Genomic DNA, 17,496 nt, shown 5'->3' on the forward strand with positions numbered 1-17,496 from the left:
CTTGGGGTTAATTTAATTCAACTCTAACGGCGTTAAACCATTGAGCGGCACTTGCTGAGCAATATCAGCCAGTGTGTTGCCATTCGGCAGCTTAAGTTCAGGTGAGATTTCTAATAGTGGATATACCACAAACTCACGTTCACATAGACCATAATGCGGCACGGTTAAGCGCTTGGTGTTTATGGTTTGCTCGCCAAACAGCAAAATATCTAAATCTAGGGTTCTTGGGCCCCAGCGTTCATCTTTACGCTGGCGACCTTGTTCAAGTTCAATACGTTGTAATTCATCAAGCAGAGCTTCAGGTGCAAGCCTGGTGTTGAGTAATGCAACGGCATTAACATAATCAGGTTGATCTTGCGGCCCCATAGGCTTAGATGAATAAAACGCTGAGACTTTTTTAAGCTCACAGTCAACAAGTGTACTAAGGGCTTTAACCGCATTATGTAGCTGTTCAACAGGTGCTTCAAGGTTGGCGCCTAAGCCAATATAAACTGGGATCATGCATCACCTGTTTTTTTCTTTGGCTTTCTGCGGTAACGGCGACGCGGCTTTTTGCCATCAGACTGGCCTAAGTTTTTGACAAGCTCTTTTTGACCGGTGACATCTGATTTTAAGTATTCAGTCCACCAATCAGCTAACGCTTGCTGAGCGTCTTCGCCACTTTCTACACGCAGCAGTAAGAAGTCATAAGCAGCTTTAAAGCGAGGCTGAAGGCTTAAGCGATAAGCGCGTTGGCCTGAACGTTTGTCTAAACGCATTTGGATATGCCAGATATCACGTGCACCTAACGTAAAGCGTTTTGGCACTGACACATGTTGAGCGTTTTGGCTTAATACTTGATTCATAGCTTGATTGAAGGCGTCAAATTCTGACATGCCTTGCTGTTCAACAATCTGTTGAGTACGTTGTTGTAGCGGGAACCAAAGCAGCGCAGCATAGACAAACGCCGGCGTGACTTTTTTATCCTGATTAATACGCGTATCGGTATTGGCAAACATTTGCTCAATAAAGCGCGCTTCAAAACCGGTTTCACTCTGCTCTAAGATGTCATCTAGTGCAGGGAATAACTGTTTAAATAAGCCAAACTCGCGAAGCTGAAGGTAGTTTTCAACCGCTTTACCATTTAAAAATAGTTTTAGTGTTTCTTCGAATAAGCGGGCAGGTGGAATGTTACCCAGTAAATCAGCAAGCTCATAAATAGGCTTTTTCGTGCCTGGCGCAATTTCCATATCGAGCTTGGTGGCAAAGCGTACTGCGCGTAACATACGCACCGGGTCTTCACGGTAACGAGTTTCTGGGTCGCCAATCAGTTCAATTTTACGCGCGTTGATGGCTTCGACACCACGTGCAAAATCATGGATGCTAAAGTCATTAATCGAGTAGTACAGGGCGTTTATAGAGAAGTCGCGACGCTGAGCGTCTTCTTCAATGGTACCATATACATTGTCACGGAGCAGTTGACCATGTTCACTTGATTGGCTGGTCGCATTTTTGCGTTCATCGGCCTCATGGTGACCGCGCATGGTGGCGACTTCAATAATCTCTCGACCAAAAACGATGTGCGCTAAGCGAAACCTGCGGCCGATTAGGCGACAATTTCTAAATAATTTTTTGACTTCTTCTGGTGTAGCATTGGTGACAACGTCGAAATCTTTTGGCTGGATCCCCATCAAAATATCACGAATACAACCACCAACGAGGTAAGCGTCATAGCCACCATCTTTCAAGCGATACAAAACTTTGATGGCATTCGGGCTAAATTGCTTGCGCGAGATACCATGCTCGGCACGAGTGATTAAAGCGGGTGTGGCCGAGGTTGTATGGTGTGCATCTGCTGAGTCTGGCTTGACCCACTTTTTGCACATATTAATTAGCTTGGAAATAATGACCCGTCTCCTAAAACGCTCTGTTGGTAACCTATTTTATAACCTGAACTCTGGATAATAAATCTATCTCCAGCGGTTACTTTTAACGCTAACTACGTTGAATTTACTTGCAATAGGCCAGCTATTGACGCGTAAATTCGCCTTGCCTACATGGATGTAGGTACCTTAGCGATAGCAGGACGCGTGAGCGGTGCTATCCCTAAAAGTTTCCGGCTGCAGACTTGAAAAAACGTTTACTAATTCAATATCAATAAATTAGTAAATCTCTTAACTACAGCTCAGCTTATATAGGTAAAATCAAAGTGGCTAATAATATACTAGCGTCACTAAAAAATTAAGCTAGGAGTAGAAATAAACTGATCTAAAAGTGGCTTTAGTGTGTCGTTATCTGGTGTGAATGAGCTTGAATTGCGACCTGTTATAGTTTGATGCTTTTTTCGAGCACTTGTGGAATGGCGGCAAGAGAAAACTGTGTGCTTGCCCAAGTCAAAATTTCTTCAACATTACTGAGTTTCATATCATCAGTGACGCTAAGCCCTAAAAAGCTTAGCGCTTGCAATAATTCAGGGATCGGATCATCGATATTGATGGCAGGGGCATGGTTTTGTTTCGAGAGCTTAAAGCCTGGCTCTGTAACAGCCAAAGGCACATGGGCATACTCAGGTACTGTGTAACCGAGCTGTTTAAACAAGCTAATTTGTCTTGCTGTGGGCTCTAATAAATCAGCACCACGTACAACGCGACTTATCTTTTGCTCGATATCATCAACCACGACCACTAACTGATAAGCAAATAAGCCATCGCGACGTTTGACAATATAGTCTTCGTCGGCCAAATCTTGAGGCACATTTACTTGACCTTGCAGTAAATCAGTAAATTGATAAATTGGGTGCGTTTGTGTTAGCCGAATAGCGTGCTCGCTAAAATCCAGTGCTAGCGATTTACAATGGCCTTGATATAGTCCACCCGCTTGTTTAATCATTTTACGTGTGCAGTTACAGGCGTAAAGATCGGGTTTAAGCTGCGTTAAGGTGTGTTGGTACAGCGCGTGACGCTGACTTTGGTATTCAACCTGTTCATCCCAATGCAAACCAAACTTTTCCAGTGCAGTTAAGATCGCGTTATCAGCACCTTGCACGACACGAGGTGTATCAATGTCTTCCATACGCACTAGCCAAGCGCCTTGGTGTACTTTAGCGTCTAGGTAACTTGCGAGAGCGGCGACGAGTGAGCCGAAGTGTAGGGGACCAGAAGGCGAAGGGGCAAATCGGCCTCGATAGCCCCTTGAATCGGACAATGCTTCTTTATGCATGTGCCGTATTAAGCGCGGCCGATCTGTTTTTCTTTGATCTCAGCCAGCGTTTTACAGTCTACGCATAGGTCGGCAGTTGGGCGAGCTTCAAGACGGCGAATACCAATCTCAATGCCGCACGATTCACAGTAACCGAAGTCATCTTCTTCGATTAAAGTCAGTGTTTTTTCAATTTTTTTGATTAGTTTTCTTTCTCTGTCACGGGTGCGTAACTCTAAAGAAAACTCTTCTTCTTGCGCTGCACGGTCAACCGGATCAGGGAAGTTTGCTGCTTCATCCTGCATGTGGTTCATTGTTCTGTCTACTTCGTTGCGTAGGTCTGAACGCCATGCTTCTAAAATCTTTTTGAAATGCGCACGTTGTGCGTCATTCATGTATTCTTCGCCCGGTTGTTCTTGATATGGTTCTAAACCGGCTTGAGCCAATAACCCTAATTTTTTTTGGTCTGGCATAGCATTCTCCTAAATCCTTAACATAACGACGGCTAGCGCCGGCGGCTATAAATAGCAAAATATGCTCCCCTAAGCAAACACTTTTTTGCTGTCGGTTGGCTAAAATACAGCAGGTGCCAAATTAAGAGAACAACTTAATATTGGCTGCTATATAAGGGCAACATTGATTAATTCAAGAGCTAAGTACGGGAATTTTGTGATTTAGGATTATTTCTTTTGGGCTTATTTGACAGTTATAAGCGATGACTTCTACGCCGGCAGCTTGTGCGTCATTCAACAATTGCGCGTATTTAGCGTCAAGGTGAGCCGCGGCTTTTACTGAGTTTATACCTGTGTGCATCGCCATAAATAGCAATACAGCACGATGCCCTTGTTGGGTGATGTCAATTAATTCTCTAAGGTGCTTTTGACCTCGAACTGTTTGGGTATCTGGGAAGTAACCTTGTCCATCTTCCAATAAAGTGACAGATTTTACTTCTACATAGCAAAGCGGCTTGTTGTCATCTTTAAGTAAAATATCAATGCGACTATTCTCTTGCCCGTATTTTACTTCGGGTTGCAAATGCGCATAGCCTTGCAACTCAGAAATCATACCTTGCTCTATGCCTTCGATAGCCAGTTTGTTTGCAATTGCGGTATTTACGCAAATGAAATGGCCTTCTGAATTTTCTGTAAGCTCCAGAGAATTGGGATATTTTCGTTTCGGATTATCACTGGTCGAGTAGTAAGCATTAAAACCCGGATCAGCACAACCAGTCATTTTTCCAGTATTAGCACAATGAACAGTAAATGCTTGATTAGGTGTTTCTAGGTCAACTAAAAAGCGTTTATAGCGCTTTATTAAGGTGGCTTTTTCGAGCTTTGGCGTGAACTTCATTGTTTAATCGCAATAGGTTGGGGGATACTCGGTGCTAGTGTACACTTAATGCCACTAATAAGCGTATAAGAGAACACAATCTATGTCTGATAAATTCATTGTTCGTATCAGTGAACAAGCACCTACAGCGCCATGGGGTGCCGATGCATTGTTATCGTTTGATCAACTTGGTGCCATAGTACACCTACAACAAAATGAAACACTTAAGTTAGTACAAAAAGCTGCGCGTAGCCTTTCACAGCAAGGCATTAAGCAAGTAGTTTTACAAGGTGATAATTGGTGTACTGAATCTCAGTGGGCTTTCTATCAAGGCTTTGTGACAGCTAAGCAACTAGATGGTGTTGAGTTTGTTGACAATGAACAGTCAGATTTAGCTGAACTGGCAGCATTAAAAAATGCGGCAACTTGGACGCGTCAGATGATCAACGGTACAGCAGAGGACGTTTACCCTGAGAGCCTTGCAGGCAAAGCGGCTGAGTTTATTCAATCTTTAGCGCCTGAGCATGTTAGCTACAATATTATTAAGGGTAACGCCCTATTAGAACAACAATGGATTGGTATTCACGAAGTAGGTCGTGGTAGTGAGCGTCCGCCAGTATTACTAGAGCTTGATTACAATCCGACTGGTGACGAAGATGCACCAGTGAGTGCTGCGCTTGTAGGTAAAGGTATTACATTTGATTCAGGCGGTTACTCAATCAAGCCTAGCGAAGGCATGTTATCAATGAAGTGCGACATGGGTGGTGCGGCAACTGTGACAGCGGGTCTGGCGATTGCCATTCAGCGCGGCATCGACAAGCGTATCAAGTTGTTCTTATGCTGTGCTGAAAACTTAATTTCAGGCCATGCTTACAAGCTAGGTGATATCTTAACTTATAAAAATGGCACAACTGTTGAGATCGTAAATACGGACGCTGAAGGCCGTTTAGTTTTGGCTGATGGTCTTATGGCCGCTGGTGAAACGGGTGCGCCATTGATCATTGATGCGGCAACACTAACGGGCGCAGCCCTGGTTGCAGTAGGTCAAGAATACAATGCATTATTCGGTCTAGATAAAGCATTGGTATCTGAGGTTCAGCAGTTCGCAGAAGAAGAGTTTGAAGCTGCTTGGCCACTTCCACTTGAAAAGTGGCACCAAAACAACTGCCCTTCACCTTACGCTGACACTGCTAACAGCAGAGCGCAAAAAGGTGGCGGTTATGGTGGCGCATCAAATGCTGCGGGTTTCTTATCGCGCTTTGTACCAAATGAAGGTCAAGGTTGGGTACACATCGATCTCGCTGCATCATTCCAAAACAGCGCTGGTAGCTTATGGTCTGCAGGTGCAACAACACTAGGTATGCGTACTGTGGCTAGAACACTCCAAGCGAAAGCCTAAGCTTTTTGGTAAGCTCATCTGAAAAGGAGGCTTAGCCTCCTTTTTTGTGTTTATAGCTTTACTTACATTTAAGTTTTAAGACAAAAGGGCTGCAGCAAGTCTGACAAAATCTGATGAAGTTAAAATCCCCAACAGCTTTCCTTCTTCGTCGACAACAGGCATACACCCATGGCGATTTTCTACAAAAAACTGTGCCACTTCACTGAGTGATTGCTCAGGTCGAATATTAGCAAAGTCAGTTGCCATTATATCTTGAGCAATACTTTGCTTTTCCTTTCTTTCAATCGCATTGGGTCCGTAGGTTGCCATGATTTTCATTACCTGTGCGACCATGATCTTTTGTGTCAGCATACCTTTTAAAATACCTTGATCATCGATCACTGGAATGTGGCGAATATTTTTTTCACGCATCAAGTCGTGCACTTCTTTAATAGTTGATTGATAGTGCACAGCGAATGGATCGGCAGTCATGAGATCAGAAACAATATGAAGCATATTAAACAGTCCTAATTTGGATCAATGAATAAACTTATAACTCATTTTATTCGAGCTTGCTTAAATTGAGATCAAAGTTTTACTTTTTTGCAATGCTTGGCATAGGAGCGCCAGCATGTTTTGCTAATTGGATATAGCGACTGCGAACAATTTGTGAAACGGGCACGAGTTCAAAGCCTTGTTCTAATAGTTGCGGGATTTGCTCATGTAAAAACGCGACGGTTTCAGGGTAAGGGTGTGCGATGAGTATCGATTGGCCAGTTCGCAAAGCGATATTTTTGGCTTCAGCCAACTGCTGAGATAAGTAAGTGTCTTGTTTCTCATTATCTAAAAAAACTTGGCGAGCAATATTAGGAACACCATATAAATCAGCTACAGTCTGTGCCTGCGACTCCTTTGTCGTTCGGCTATCAAGAAAATATAAACCGCGTTTACGTAATATTTCCATCGTCCATTTCATCGGATCGCTATATTGAGTTAATGCAGATCCCATATGATTATTGATGCCACTTACTTGAGGTAAGCTTGCTAGTGCGTGCCCCAATGTCATTTGAAGTGTTTGCTTATCCATGTCTAGGGTGAGTGCGCCAGGGCCGAGGGCTTTGTCTTCAATCGCTTGCATCGGTACATGCAAAAGTAACTCTTTACTTTGTTGGCTGGCAAGGTATGCAAATTTTTGGGAATAGGGGGTGTGCGGCAAAATAGCAAAAGTTAGCTCACCGGGCAGAGATAGTAAATTGAGATCGCGCTGGTGGTTTCCCACATCATCGATCACAATGGCAATTTGTTTAGCTTGCAAAGGCAGTGCTAAGTATAAAGCACTTAGCAAAAGCCATAGTAATGAGCGCACAGTGTATTCTTCTATTTATAAATCTGTAGCCTGAGGGTTTATCCCCTCTTATTTAATTTTTATCTTTATAGTACTCTTTCGCATCAACTAAATGCTTGTCTAACAAGGCTAATTTATCTCTGTTGTTCGAAAGTTCACCAGCCATTATAGCGCGTTTATTTAAATGTGAAAGTCCTTGTTCGGTCAGTAAAATATTCGGTTTAATACCCACTCCATCTATTGAACGACCGGACGGCGTAAAGTATTTTGCTGTCGTGAGTTTCAGTGCTGTTGTGCCATCGCCGATGGGGATAAGAGATTGTACAGAGCCTTTACCGTAAGATTTGCTGCCAACAACGATAGCACGTTGGTTGTCTTGCAAAGCGCCAGCTAAGATTTCAGCCGCAGAAGCTGACTGCTCGTTGATTAAAACCACAATCGGCGCACCATTTAAAATATCACCATGTTGTGCGACAAATTGTTGGTTTGCATCATAAAAGCGTCCTTTAGTGGTAACTATAGTACCAGCTTGTAAAAATAAATCTGAAATGGCGACCGCACTGCTTAATGTGCCGCCAGGATTATCACGCAAATCAATAACCAATCCTGAAAGCGGACCCCCATTATTTGAAATCAATTTATTTATATGACGCGCTACGTCATGGTAACTATGATTATTAAAGCTCTGCAGAGAAATGTAGGCATTTTGATTAGTCAACAGTTGGCTAAACACACTTTCGACGTTAATTTCTTCCCGTCTCAGTGCTAGAGTCAACTCACTCTTCGCACGCTCTACGGTGATATAGATAGTTTTTAGCGCCGCTTTTTTTAGTAGCTTTGAAATGTGTGCGATGTCTCTTTTTGTGACATCTTCAGAGTTTATCGCTACCAATTTATCGCCACCTTCAATGCCAGCTTGTTCTGCGGGTGAACCTGGGAGTGTCCCTAAAATTACAATGCGATTATCAATCTCTTCTACTTCAATACCAATACCGGTGTAACGGCCATTAGCGGCACTAAATAAGCTGTCGAGTTCACTGGCAGTTAAATATTTAGAATAAGGATCAAGTTGCTCAAATACATCGGTTAAGTTGCTTTTGTGATACTGACTAAGCGGTAAATCATCTACATAATAAGTATGAATATGGTAGAGAATTTCGTTGGCTTGTTGCTGAGTGAATGATGTAGTAGATGCAATCGATGCAAAGCTGATATAAAGACTCAGCATTGCAATAATGCATAAAAAAATTAGTTTAGATTTTAGGCAATCTAACGGTTTTGAATTAATTAAAAATGAATTCATATGCTGCTCCTAGTCAGGTGCAGCAAGGTTATTCTCTTAACTTATTTGCACCACTTTACTGGATCGACAGCGCTTCCTTTATGCCGTAGTTCAAAGTATAGACCAGGATTAGCTTGTCCGCCGCTCTGACCTACTAATGCAATACTTTCCCCACTACGAACTTGATCACCGACATCTTTTAAAAGCGTTTGTGCATGGCCATATAAACTCATATAACCAAGGCCATGATCAATAACAATGACCCAGCCAAAACCATTGAGCCAATCGGCAAAAACGACTTGGCCTTGTTGAACGGCTTTAACGTTATCACCTGTTTTTGCAGCAATGACGACACCTTTCCAATTCATACCTGCATGTTTTCGTTGACCAAACCTATGTTTCAAGCGGCCTTTACTAGGCCAAGGTAATTTCCCTTTTTTACTGCGCAAGCCAATAAGCTCGACGGGTACCAAAGATTCACTTTGCTGTTCATGCAACTGAGAGAGCGTGGTGATCAAGGTTTGTTCGTTCTCTTTTAAATAAGCGATGGCACTTTGTGTTTGTTTTAATGCACTATTAAGTTGAGAAAGGCTGTTTTGGCGTTGTTCTTTGGAAGCTTTTAAAGCCGCTAATCGCTCAGTTTGTTGTTTAAACAAATCGTTGAGCTGCTGCTGTTTCTGTTCAAGTGATTCTTGGTTTTCAGCCAATTGTTTAATCACTTCTTTGAGCGTTTCAATTTGTGCAATACGCGCTTTGTTGAAGTAATCATAATAACTGAGGGTGCGTTCAAGTGTTGCGCTATGCTCTTGATTAAGAAGCATTTTTGAATAGTCATGACTACCAGTCATATAGGCGCTTTTTAATTGTCCCGCGAGTAATTTTTGAAGCCTAATCTTTTGTTGATTTAAACTTTTATTTTCATTTTCAAGGGTGTATTGCTGTTGGCGATTTTCATTGATCCCTTGCTCGGTCAATGACAATGCTTTGGCATGCTGTGCAATTTGCAACTCGAAGTCACGTAATTTGCGTTTGAGTTTATTGAATCTTTCGTTTTGTTGTTGATAGCTTTTTTGGCTTTTTTCTAATTCTTTTTGTACCGCGTCTAAATCTTGCTTAGTACGAGACTCGTTGGCATTGGCAAAAGCCAATACCAACAATGTCGTTAAACAAAAAATAATGCGTAAGCTTGTACGCATTACTTAATGGTCATAATTGGTGAGCCTGTCATTTCTGCAGGTTGTTCCATACCAAGTAAGTGCAGCATAGTCGGTGCCACATCACTTAATGTTTTACCCGAGTGTGGCTGTGCATCACGACCTACATAAATAAATGGTACTGGCTCACTAGTATGGGCCGTATGTGCTTGACCCGTTTTTGCATTGGTCATTTGTTCAGCGTTACCGTGATCCGCTGTGATCAGTGCTTCACCACCAACTTTTTCTAGCGCTTCAATAACGCGACCAATACATGCATCTACGGCTTCACAGGCTTTCACTGCGGCTTCAAATACACCTGAGTGACCAACCATGTCGCCGTTCGGATAGTTACAGATGATGACATCGTGTTCACCGCTTTCAATTGCGTTAACCAGCGTGTCAGTCAACATCGTTGAATTCATCTCTGGTTGTAGGTCATAAGTGGCAACTTGCGGTGAAGGGATCAGTTCACGCTTTTCGCCAGCAAATAACTCTTCACGACCACCACTGAAGAAGAAGGTCACGTGTGCGTATTTTTCTGTTTCAGAAATACGCAGTTGTGTCTTATCGTGTTTCGCTAACCATTCACCTAGTACGTTATGCAGTTTTACAGGTGCAAAGGCGATTGGTGCGTTAATGTCTGCAGCATACTCAGTCATCATTACAAAGGCGCTTAATTCAGGCGCTTGTTTCTTTTCGAATCCTGCAAAGTCAGCATCGACAAACGCACGTGTCATTTGACGAGCACGGTCAGCGCGGAAGTTCATGAAAATAACCGTGTCACCATCATTAATGGTTGAAGAAGGTGCTGCATCAGGTTGAACCAGTGATGCTGAAACAAACTCGTCGTTTTCATCACGCTCGTAAGCGGCTAACAGCGTTTCAACGCCAGTGTTGTAAGTATGTTGACCTTCTGCACACACCATTAGGTTGTAAGCTGACTCTACACGTTCCCAGCGGTTATCGCGGTCCATTGCGTAATAACGGCCCACAATTGAAGCAAGACGGCCACAGTTTAATTCTGCAAAAAGTGCTTCGATTTTTTCGATTGAAGCTTGCGCACTGCGAGGTGGTGTATCACGACCATCCAAGAAGGCATGGAAGTAAACAGTTTGTGCGCCACGTTTTGCAGCGAGTTTAATAGCCGCAATAATGTGATCTTCATGGCTATGAACGCCACCTGGGCTTAATAGGCCCATTAAGTGCACTGCTTTCCCTGCATTAACCGCTTTATCGATGTTTTCTACTAACACTGGGTTATGTTCAAATTCACCATCGTCTATTGCTTTAGTTATACGGGTAAAGTCTTGATAAACGATACGTCCAGCACCTAAATTTACGTGACCGACTTCAGAGTTACCCATTTGACCATCTGGTAGACCCACATCTAAACCTGAGCCTGAAATGAGCGTACGAGGGCGGGTGGCCCATAAATTATCTAAAACGGGCGTGTTTGCAGCTAAAATTGCGTTGCTTTCGCTTTCTTCTCTGTATCCCCAACCATCTAAAATCATTAGAACAAGTGGTTTTTTCTGTGCAGTCATTTGGGCTCCTAAACTAAGGCACGAACTCTGCGCGTAGCATACCGTGTTTTGTATGAATATTCAGCCCTTTGAAAAGGAATAATCTTCATATTAACGTTAAGTAAATAACGCTTTTATAAAAGGGTATACCCAAACAATCGCAAACGGTATACTGCCGAGTCATTGAGCATTAAGACAAGATCTAAATTATTAGATCCTAAGTAGTTGGAATTTTCATGGAACAATATATTGAATTTATCGGCAATAATGCAGTGCTAAGCATTATTTGGTTGGCCCTTGTTGCGATGATTGTAATGAGCTGGTTTAAAAGCAAATTCTCTGCAATTCGCCAAATTAATCCGCAGCAACTAACCCTGTTGGTTAATAAAGAAGAAGGGCAGGTCGTTGATATCCGCCCAGCAAAAGAGTTTAACGCAGGCCGCATTGCAGGTGCTGTTCAGCTAAGCGCTGAAAAAGCCAAACAAAGTGACTTTGCAGGTCTTGAAAAGTTTAAATCAAAGCCCATTATATTGGTATGTACAACAGGCATGACAGCAAATGGCATCGCAAACAACGCATCAAAAGCAGGTTTCGAGCATGTTTATGTACTAAGTGGTGGTATGGGCGCATGGCAAAATGCTAACCTGCCTGTAGCGACTGGTAAATAATCAAGAGGATTTTATGAGCAACGTTGTTATTTATACGAAAGATTACTGCCCGTTTTGCCACAGAGCAAAGGCATTATTAGACAGTAAAGGTGTAACATACACTGAGTATGATATTGCTGCTCAGCCTGAATTACGCGACGAAATGATTGAAAAAGCAAATGGTGGCACGACTGTCCCACAAATCTTTATCAATAACACGCATATTGGCGGTTGCGATGATATGATGGCAATCGAAGCGCAGGGTAAACTTGATACCCTATTAAACGCATAATAATTACATTAAGAAATACAAGTTTTAGGAACACTCATGACAGAACAAGCAAATCAAGCTGCAGCTCCGCAGGAAGGCCCACAATTCACAATTCAGCGTATTTACACAAAAGACGTGTCTTTTGAAACGCCTAATTCTCCTGCTATTTTCCAAAAAGAGTGGACGCCTGAAGTAAAATTAGACATGGATACACGCTCTAACAAGTTAGACGAGGGTATCTTCGAAGTTGTATTAGCACTGACAGTGACAGCTTCTATCGGTGAAGAAACGGCATTCCTATGTGAAATTCAACAAGCCGGTATTTTCCAAATTGGTGAACTTGAAGAGCTTCAAATGGCACATATGCTAGGTGCATTCTGCCCGAATATTCTTTTCCCATATGCACGTGAAGCTGTTGCAGGTTTAGTGAACAAGGGTACTTTCCCACAACTTAACCTGGCGCCAGTAAACTTTGACGCGCTATTTGCTCAGTACATGCAGCAACGTGCAGCTCAAGCAGAGCAACCAGCTGACGCATAATTATATGAAAACAGAACAATCAGTTGTATCTGTACTAGGGGCGGGGTCGTATGGCACCGCCCTTGCTATTAGTTTTGCCCGAAACGGACATGCAGTAACCTTATGGGGTCGAAACGCCGATGATGTTGAGACGCTGGCAACTGAGCGTAAAAATCAACGTTATCTTCCCGATATTACTTTCCCTGAAACTTTAAAGCTTGAAAGTGATTTAGCAAAAGCAGTTAAGGCTAGCCAGATCATCTTAGTGGTTGTGCCAAGCCATGCTTTTGCAAAAACATTAGAGCAAATTCAACCTATGCTCAATGCGGGTGCTAAAGTTGTATGGGCTACAAAAGGGTTAGAGCCTAATACTGGACGCTTGTTACAAGAAGTTGCAGTTGAAAAGCTCGGTGAAGCCGTGCCTTTAGCTGTATTGTCTGGACCGACGTTTGCCAAAGAAATGGCGGCAGGTTTGCCGACTGCTATTTCGGTATCTGCAACTGAAACTGAGTTTGCCAGTGATTTAGCTAAATTACTGCACTGCGGTCGGTCGTTCCGTGTGTATAGCAATGATGACTTCATTGGTATTCAATTAGGTGGTGCAGTAAAGAATGTTATCGCCATTGGCGCCGGTATGTCAGATGGCTTTGGCTTTGGTGCAAACACACGTACCGCTTTAATCACTCGTGGTCTTGCTGAGCTTTGCCGTTTAGGTTGCGCACTAGGAGCCAAATCTGAAACCTTTATGGGGATGGCGGGTTTGGGAGATTTGATCCTTACTTGTACTGATAATCAGTCTCGCAACCGTCGTTTCGGTCTTGCCCTAGGCAAAGGTTTAGGTGTAGATGAAGCGATGGAGAGCATTGGCCAAGTGGTCGAGGGTTATCGTAATACCAAAGAAGTTTACTTACTCGCAAAACGCAGTGGAATTGAAATGCCAATCTGTGAGCAAATCTATCAAGTACTTTATGAAGACAAAGATGTGAAAGAAGCGGCCATGGCACTGTTAGGTAGAGAGCAAAAGTCTGAGTAATACTCATAGCATGATTATATAAAGCGGCGCCCATTGGCGCCGTTTTTTTATTCGTTAAAAACGCTAGCTCAGCGTTGCTGTTTCCTCAAACTGGTTTTCTAATAGTTGAGTTGCTTTATCAGTTGGAAGTGGTTTTGAGAAATAATACCCTTGTAAAATACCGCATCCCATGACGTTTAATAAATAAGCTTGCCTTTCATTTTCAACCCCTTCAGCGACCACAGTAATGTTGAGGTATTTGGCTAATCGTATAATTGCCGCAGTGATATTTCTATCTTGATCTGATAATTCAATGTCCATGATAAAAGAGCGATCTATTTTAAGAATATCGATCGGAAAACGCTTTAAATATCCCAAAGACGAATGACCCGTGCCAAAGTCATCCAGTGCAATTGTGACCCCTAACGCTTTGAGGCGGTGCATAATTTTAAGGGCTTGTTCTGGGTCTGCCATCATGGCACTTTCGGTGATTTCAAGCTCTAAGCAGTGGGCTGGAATATGGTATCTGAGTAAGCATTCTCGAACAGTATCGACTAAAAAGTCACTTTCAAAGTGCTTAGCTGAAATATTGATAGCAACATGATTGTTAGGGAGCCCCATCATGCGCCAGTGGTTGATCTGTTTACACGCAACGTCAAGCAGGTAATTAGTCATTGGGATAATAGCACTGCATTCCTCTGCGAAAGGAATAAAGTTGGCAGGGCTTTCTATGCTGCCATCATCTTGTTGCCATCTAACAAGCCCTTCAAAGCCAACGAGCTCCTTACTATCAGCTTGATACTTGGGTTGATAAAAAAGCATAAACTGTTCATCGTCGATGGCTCTAAGGAGGGCTGACTCGCGAGATAAAATGGTCGGATCTAATTGATGGCGTTGCTTGTCAAAAAATTGGTAACTGTTATTACCTTTATGTTTTGCATGATCTAGTGCTGAGTCAGCACAGCGGATCAGATGTTCACTATCGATGGCATCATCAGGATAAATAGCGAGGCCACAGGATGCACTCACTGAAGTCTCTACACCTTGATGGGTAAACGGATGATTAATACATTTCAATATGTCATCAGCAAGTTTTTTGGCAAAGAAAATTGTCATACCAGAAAATAGGTATGGTGGAATAAGTACAGCAAATTCATCACTACTAACACGAGCTAAAGTAAACCCCTTATCAAGATGTTTAGATAAACGATTAGCGACTTCTTTTAACAACGCATCGCCACTTTCATGACCCATGAGATCGTTAATTTTTCTGAAATGATCAATGTCGATCAGGACCAATAATAAAGACGGAAATGCTTTATTACAGCTTGCGATAGCCTGATTAAGTGATTCAATAAAGAGTGTGCGATTAGCGAGTCCTGTAATTGAATCTCGAGTAGATAAATTAAGTAGTGCCTTTTCATTGGCTTTGCGTTCTGAAATATTGGTTAGCACACCGAGGTAAAACACTTCAGAGGGGTGATCCTCATGGGTTAATTTAGTGACCGTGACATCGAGCGCTAATTTTTGATTATTAGCACCAAGTGTCCAAATTTCTCCGGTCCAATAATCGTTTAACTGACTTTCTGCGACAATGTGTTGTTCTAACTTTCGGTCTCTTCCTTGCTCGGTATAAATTTTTGGTTTCAGGCCTACCAATGCATCTGCAGAAAAACCAGTGATATCACTATATGCTTGGTTAACTTTAAGTACATTGAAGTGCTCATCGGCAAGCCAAATCGCATCTTTTGAATGGGTCATTAGCATGTCACTAAAATGCTCTGTCAGCTTGGATTTAGAAGCACGTAGCTGTTTGCTAAGTAACCAATAAACACAGCCAGCAGTCAACGTCAGAGCTAAAATCCAATGCCACCAAACCTGTTTCGGTTTAGAAGCTGTGACAGTTAATGTCTTTGACATGCTTTGACTAGAAGCAACCACTTCTAATACTGCCATTTCAGAAGGGGTGAGTGTAAGTTTATTGTTTTCAAGTAACCGCCATGGCGCATCTTCAGATAGGCGGTAATGTAATTGACAGGATTGGCATGTGTTGAACCATAAACTGAAACGTTTCACATCCGTTTCTATTGTAAGTGGTAACTTTGGAGAAAATGATTCGGTTATCTTATCACGGTAATGATAGCGTACATGTGATAGTGCAAGTGAAGGAGATTGTGTCTTTACCTGTTCTGCTATGAGAGAGAAGCTCTGGTTTAAAAGCATGAGCTTTTGTCTAAAACTTAATACTTGTCGCTGTATTTGAAATGGTGCTACTAAGCGCTTGGTCACTCGATTTTGATAATGCGCGATGCCTTGTTTATCAAATTGCCAAATTCCTTCTTCTGCTGTCGCTAAATATTTACCTGAAAATTGATTACGCTGAATAAAGCCGGTGATTTGTTTGTTAACAAAAGTGAGTTCGAATAAGCCCGATTCGGTGCTCAGCAAAAGTGTATTGTTGTGTTTTGAATATAATACATCGTGAAATATCAGACTTTTAAAAGGTAGTGGCAGTTTAAGTGCAGTGCCTTGTTCAAGTAACCATAATGCGTTCGATGTTGAGGCGATAAAGGCATTATCTGCTAAGCGCGTAATACTGTGAATGTGTTTTACGTCATAGCGGAATAACCTTTCTTTGCTGCCTAAATCAAATTGACTAAAGCCATCTTTATCCCTTACCCATAAATTGCCGTCATGGGTGAAGTAGAGTGCTTGGGTATGTTGTTTGTCTATAAAAGGGGAGAAGTTACCTTTTTCGCCACTAAATATAAAAATTTGCTGTTCTGTAGCGACCGCCCAGCGACCTCCATCAATATAGCGCACCGCGTTAACAGGCTGGCTTTTGGCAAATTTGTGAAATGCTTGCATACCCATTTGGTATAGTTTTAACTCTTCAGAATTCTCAATATCAGTTTGTAAGGTTAAACTGGCCGGTTGGAATTTTTGCCACTGACCCAGTTGTAGAAGCCAAATTGATTGGTTCGACACTTTGAGGTCTTCAATCGGTAAGTTATTTACCTGATATTGATACTGAGTTTGGGTGTTTAAGTTAAAACTGTTGATAAAGCTGTTTTTGAAACTTAATAGTCTGGACTCAAAAATAGCGAGATTTTCAGCTGAAAAAAGAGGTTGAGGCTGTAAGGTTTCATCAAAAAGAAAAACTTCTCCAGTTTTAGACCTTAAGATAATTTGCTCTTGGTGAAGTAACAGTTGGTCAGCATCAAATGGCAATATGTCGAGTTTCTTCTTTCCATTAATTGGATCCCAGTGCATAAGTGAATTATCGAGAGAAACATATACCACTCCTTGCGACGAGGTTTGCCAGAGCTGCTGCTTTAAATTAATAGGTAGAACAGACAATGTGGTATTAACGAGTTGGTACAAACGTCCATTACTTTGAAATATAATACCATTTCCAGTTTGGCTTATTTTAGTGACAGGCGTTTCTAACCAAGTCCGTGTTTCGCCAGTGACTGTATCAACTTTACTTAGGCCATTCTGATGCCCCACCCATATGAATGGTGATTGACTTAAAATACTTAAAAATGGTGCTGTTAGTTCACTGGTGAGTTGCTTGGCGTTAAATTCGTTATGGCCATCATATTTAATTAAATCATCGGCATATAAAAACCAATGCTGATTATTGGCTTGGCTTGCTATGGCTTGAGTATTGAGCTGCGATGCAAATACTGATTTGCATAATATTATTACGAGGCACAACAGCAATGAATGCCATAACTTCATAATATTAAATATCCTCCTCAGTCCGTTTTAAATTTAATACTAGTGAATTATTCATCGCTGTGCGAGCAAATTG

General features: G+C 42.1%; 16 protein-coding genes. 5 read left to right on the forward strand and 11 right to left on the reverse strand.

Annotated features, from left to right (window positions below; translation table 11 throughout):
* Positions 1 to 12: 12 nt before the first annotated feature.
* From folK to sfsA, 5 genes are all read right to left on the reverse strand, one after another.
* Positions 13 to 501 carry a 2-amino-4-hydroxy-6-hydroxymethyldihydropteridine diphosphokinase gene (gene folK, locus PP2015_RS02800; RefSeq protein WP_058028833.1) on the reverse strand — a complete coding sequence of 163 codons (489 nt, stop codon included), beginning with the start codon at positions 499 to 501 and terminating at the stop codon, positions 13 to 15.
* Positions 498 to 1,865 (reverse strand): polynucleotide adenylyltransferase PcnB, encoded by a 1,368-nt coding sequence (pcnB, locus tag PP2015_RS02805; RefSeq protein WP_058028834.1) that lies wholly within the window; start codon positions 1,863 to 1,865, stop codon positions 498 to 500. The genes folK and pcnB overlap by 4 nt, the downstream gene beginning before the upstream one ends.
* Before the next feature lie 439 nt (positions 1,866 to 2,304).
* Complete coding sequence (gene gluQRS, locus PP2015_RS02810; protein ID WP_058028835.1) at positions 2,305 to 3,198, reverse strand: tRNA glutamyl-Q(34) synthetase GluQRS; 894 nt, start codon at positions 3,196 to 3,198, stop codon at positions 2,305 to 2,307.
* A gap of 8 nt (positions 3,199 to 3,206) precedes the next feature.
* Positions 3,207 to 3,650 carry an RNA polymerase-binding protein DksA gene (gene dksA, locus PP2015_RS02815; RefSeq protein WP_058028836.1) on the reverse strand — a complete coding sequence of 148 codons (444 nt, stop codon included), beginning with the start codon at positions 3,648 to 3,650 and terminating at the stop codon, positions 3,207 to 3,209.
* 172 nt (positions 3,651 to 3,822) lie between these two features.
* A complete protein-coding gene (gene sfsA, locus PP2015_RS02820) occupies positions 3,823 to 4,527 on the reverse strand; it encodes a DNA/RNA nuclease SfsA (RefSeq protein ID WP_058028837.1) in 705 nt (234 codons plus the stop codon).
* 82 nt (positions 4,528 to 4,609) lie between these two features.
* On the opposite strand from sfsA, the gene pepB reads away from it, so the two are divergent.
* The gene (gene pepB / locus PP2015_RS02825) at positions 4,610 to 5,905 is read left to right on the forward strand and encodes an aminopeptidase PepB (protein ID WP_058028838.1); all 1,296 of its coding nucleotides are present in this window, start codon (positions 4,610 to 4,612) and stop codon (positions 5,903 to 5,905) included.
* 75 nt (positions 5,906 to 5,980) lie between these two features.
* Here pepB and PP2015_RS02830 read toward each other — a convergent pair whose 3' ends face one another.
* From PP2015_RS02830 to gpmM, 5 genes are all read right to left on the reverse strand, one after another.
* Complete coding sequence (locus tag PP2015_RS02830; RefSeq protein WP_058028839.1) at positions 5,981 to 6,400, reverse strand: CBS domain-containing protein; 420 nt, start codon at positions 6,398 to 6,400, stop codon at positions 5,981 to 5,983.
* A gap of 79 nt (positions 6,401 to 6,479) precedes the next feature.
* Complete coding sequence (locus PP2015_RS02835; protein WP_058028840.1) at positions 6,480 to 7,250, reverse strand: divergent polysaccharide deacetylase family protein; 771 nt, start codon at positions 7,248 to 7,250, stop codon at positions 6,480 to 6,482.
* Between the two features lie 52 nt (positions 7,251 to 7,302).
* Complete coding sequence (locus tag PP2015_RS02840) at positions 7,303 to 8,457, reverse strand: S41 family peptidase (RefSeq protein WP_128724849.1); 1,155 nt, start codon at positions 8,455 to 8,457, stop codon at positions 7,303 to 7,305.
* Between the two features lie 116 nt (positions 8,458 to 8,573).
* Positions 8,574 to 9,707 (reverse strand): murein hydrolase activator EnvC family protein, encoded by a 1,134-nt coding sequence (locus PP2015_RS02845; protein ID WP_058028842.1) that lies wholly within the window; start codon positions 9,705 to 9,707, stop codon positions 8,574 to 8,576.
* Complete coding sequence (gpmM, locus tag PP2015_RS02850; protein ID WP_058028843.1) at positions 9,707 to 11,251, reverse strand: 2,3-bisphosphoglycerate-independent phosphoglycerate mutase; 1,545 nt, start codon at positions 11,249 to 11,251, stop codon at positions 9,707 to 9,709. Before gpmM ends, PP2015_RS02845 begins: the two co-directional genes overlap by 1 nt.
* Before the next feature lie 215 nt (positions 11,252 to 11,466).
* On the opposite strand from gpmM, the gene PP2015_RS02855 reads away from it, so the two are divergent.
* From PP2015_RS02855 to gpsA, 4 genes are read left to right on the forward strand one after another with little or no spacing between them, the layout of a single operon-like run.
* The gene (locus tag PP2015_RS02855) at positions 11,467 to 11,898 is read left to right on the forward strand and encodes a rhodanese-like domain-containing protein (RefSeq protein ID WP_058028844.1); all 432 of its coding nucleotides are present in this window, start codon (positions 11,467 to 11,469) and stop codon (positions 11,896 to 11,898) included.
* Positions 11,899 to 11,911: 13 nt separating this feature from the next.
* Complete coding sequence (gene grxC, locus PP2015_RS02860; RefSeq protein WP_058028845.1) at positions 11,912 to 12,169, forward strand: glutaredoxin 3; 258 nt, start codon at positions 11,912 to 11,914, stop codon at positions 12,167 to 12,169.
* A gap of 36 nt (positions 12,170 to 12,205) precedes the next feature.
* The gene (secB, locus tag PP2015_RS02865; RefSeq protein ID WP_058028846.1) at positions 12,206 to 12,688 is read left to right on the forward strand and encodes a protein-export chaperone SecB; all 483 of its coding nucleotides are present in this window, start codon (positions 12,206 to 12,208) and stop codon (positions 12,686 to 12,688) included.
* A gap of 4 nt (positions 12,689 to 12,692) precedes the next feature.
* Positions 12,693 to 13,700: an NAD(P)H-dependent glycerol-3-phosphate dehydrogenase gene (gpsA, locus tag PP2015_RS02870; RefSeq protein ID WP_058028847.1), complete on the forward strand. Its 1,008-nt coding sequence runs from the start codon at positions 12,693 to 12,695 to the stop codon at positions 13,698 to 13,700.
* Between the two features lie 63 nt (positions 13,701 to 13,763).
* Here gpsA and PP2015_RS02875 read toward each other — a convergent pair whose 3' ends face one another.
* Positions 13,764 to 17,423 carry a bifunctional diguanylate cyclase/phosphodiesterase gene (locus PP2015_RS02875; RefSeq protein WP_058028848.1) on the reverse strand — a complete coding sequence of 1,220 codons (3,660 nt, stop codon included), beginning with the start codon at positions 17,421 to 17,423 and terminating at the stop codon, positions 13,764 to 13,766.
* Positions 17,424 to 17,496: the final 73 nt, after the last annotated feature.

Source organism: Pseudoalteromonas phenolica (genome assembly GCF_001444405.1).
Classification (GTDB): domain Bacteria; phylum Pseudomonadota; class Gammaproteobacteria; order Enterobacterales; family Alteromonadaceae; genus Pseudoalteromonas; species Pseudoalteromonas phenolica.

Bases quoted from the DNA above. Each gene is read 5' to 3' on its own strand.
- folK (WP_058028833.1), bottom strand. From the start codon at position 501: ATGATCCCAGTTTATATTGGCTTAGGCGCCAACCTTGAAGCACCTGTT.
- pcnB (WP_058028834.1), bottom strand. From the start codon at position 1,865: ATGTGCAAAAAGTGGGTCAAGCCAGACTCAGCAGATGCACACCATACA.
- gluQRS (WP_058028835.1), bottom strand. From the start codon at position 3,198: ATGCATAAAGAAGCATTGTCCGATTCAAGGGGCTATCGAGGCCGATTT.
- dksA (WP_058028836.1), bottom strand. From the start codon at position 3,650: ATGCCAGACCAAAAAAAATTAGGGTTATTGGCTCAAGCCGGTTTAGAA.
- sfsA (WP_058028837.1), bottom strand. From the start codon at position 4,527: ATGAAGTTCACGCCAAAGCTCGAAAAAGCCACCTTAATAAAGCGCTAT.
- pepB (WP_058028838.1), top strand. From the start codon at position 4,610: ATGTCTGATAAATTCATTGTTCGTATCAGTGAACAAGCACCTACAGCG.
- PP2015_RS02830 (WP_058028839.1), bottom strand. From the start codon at position 6,400: ATGCTTCATATTGTTTCTGATCTCATGACTGCCGATCCATTCGCTGTG.
- PP2015_RS02840 (WP_128724849.1), bottom strand. From the start codon at position 8,457: ATGCTGAGTCTTTATATCAGCTTTGCATCGATTGCATCTACTACATCA.
- PP2015_RS02845 (WP_058028842.1), bottom strand. From the start codon at position 9,707: ATGCGTACAAGCTTACGCATTATTTTTTGTTTAACGACATTGTTGGTA.
- gpmM (WP_058028843.1), bottom strand. From the start codon at position 11,251: ATGACTGCACAGAAAAAACCACTTGTTCTAATGATTTTAGATGGTTGG.
- PP2015_RS02855 (WP_058028844.1), top strand. From the start codon at position 11,467: ATGGAACAATATATTGAATTTATCGGCAATAATGCAGTGCTAAGCATT.
- grxC (WP_058028845.1), top strand. From the start codon at position 11,912: ATGAGCAACGTTGTTATTTATACGAAAGATTACTGCCCGTTTTGCCAC.
- secB (WP_058028846.1), top strand. From the start codon at position 12,206: ATGACAGAACAAGCAAATCAAGCTGCAGCTCCGCAGGAAGGCCCACAA.
- gpsA (WP_058028847.1), top strand. From the start codon at position 12,693: ATGAAAACAGAACAATCAGTTGTATCTGTACTAGGGGCGGGGTCGTAT.
- PP2015_RS02875 (WP_058028848.1), bottom strand. From the start codon at position 17,423: ATGAAGTTATGGCATTCATTGCTGTTGTGCCTCGTAATAATATTATGC.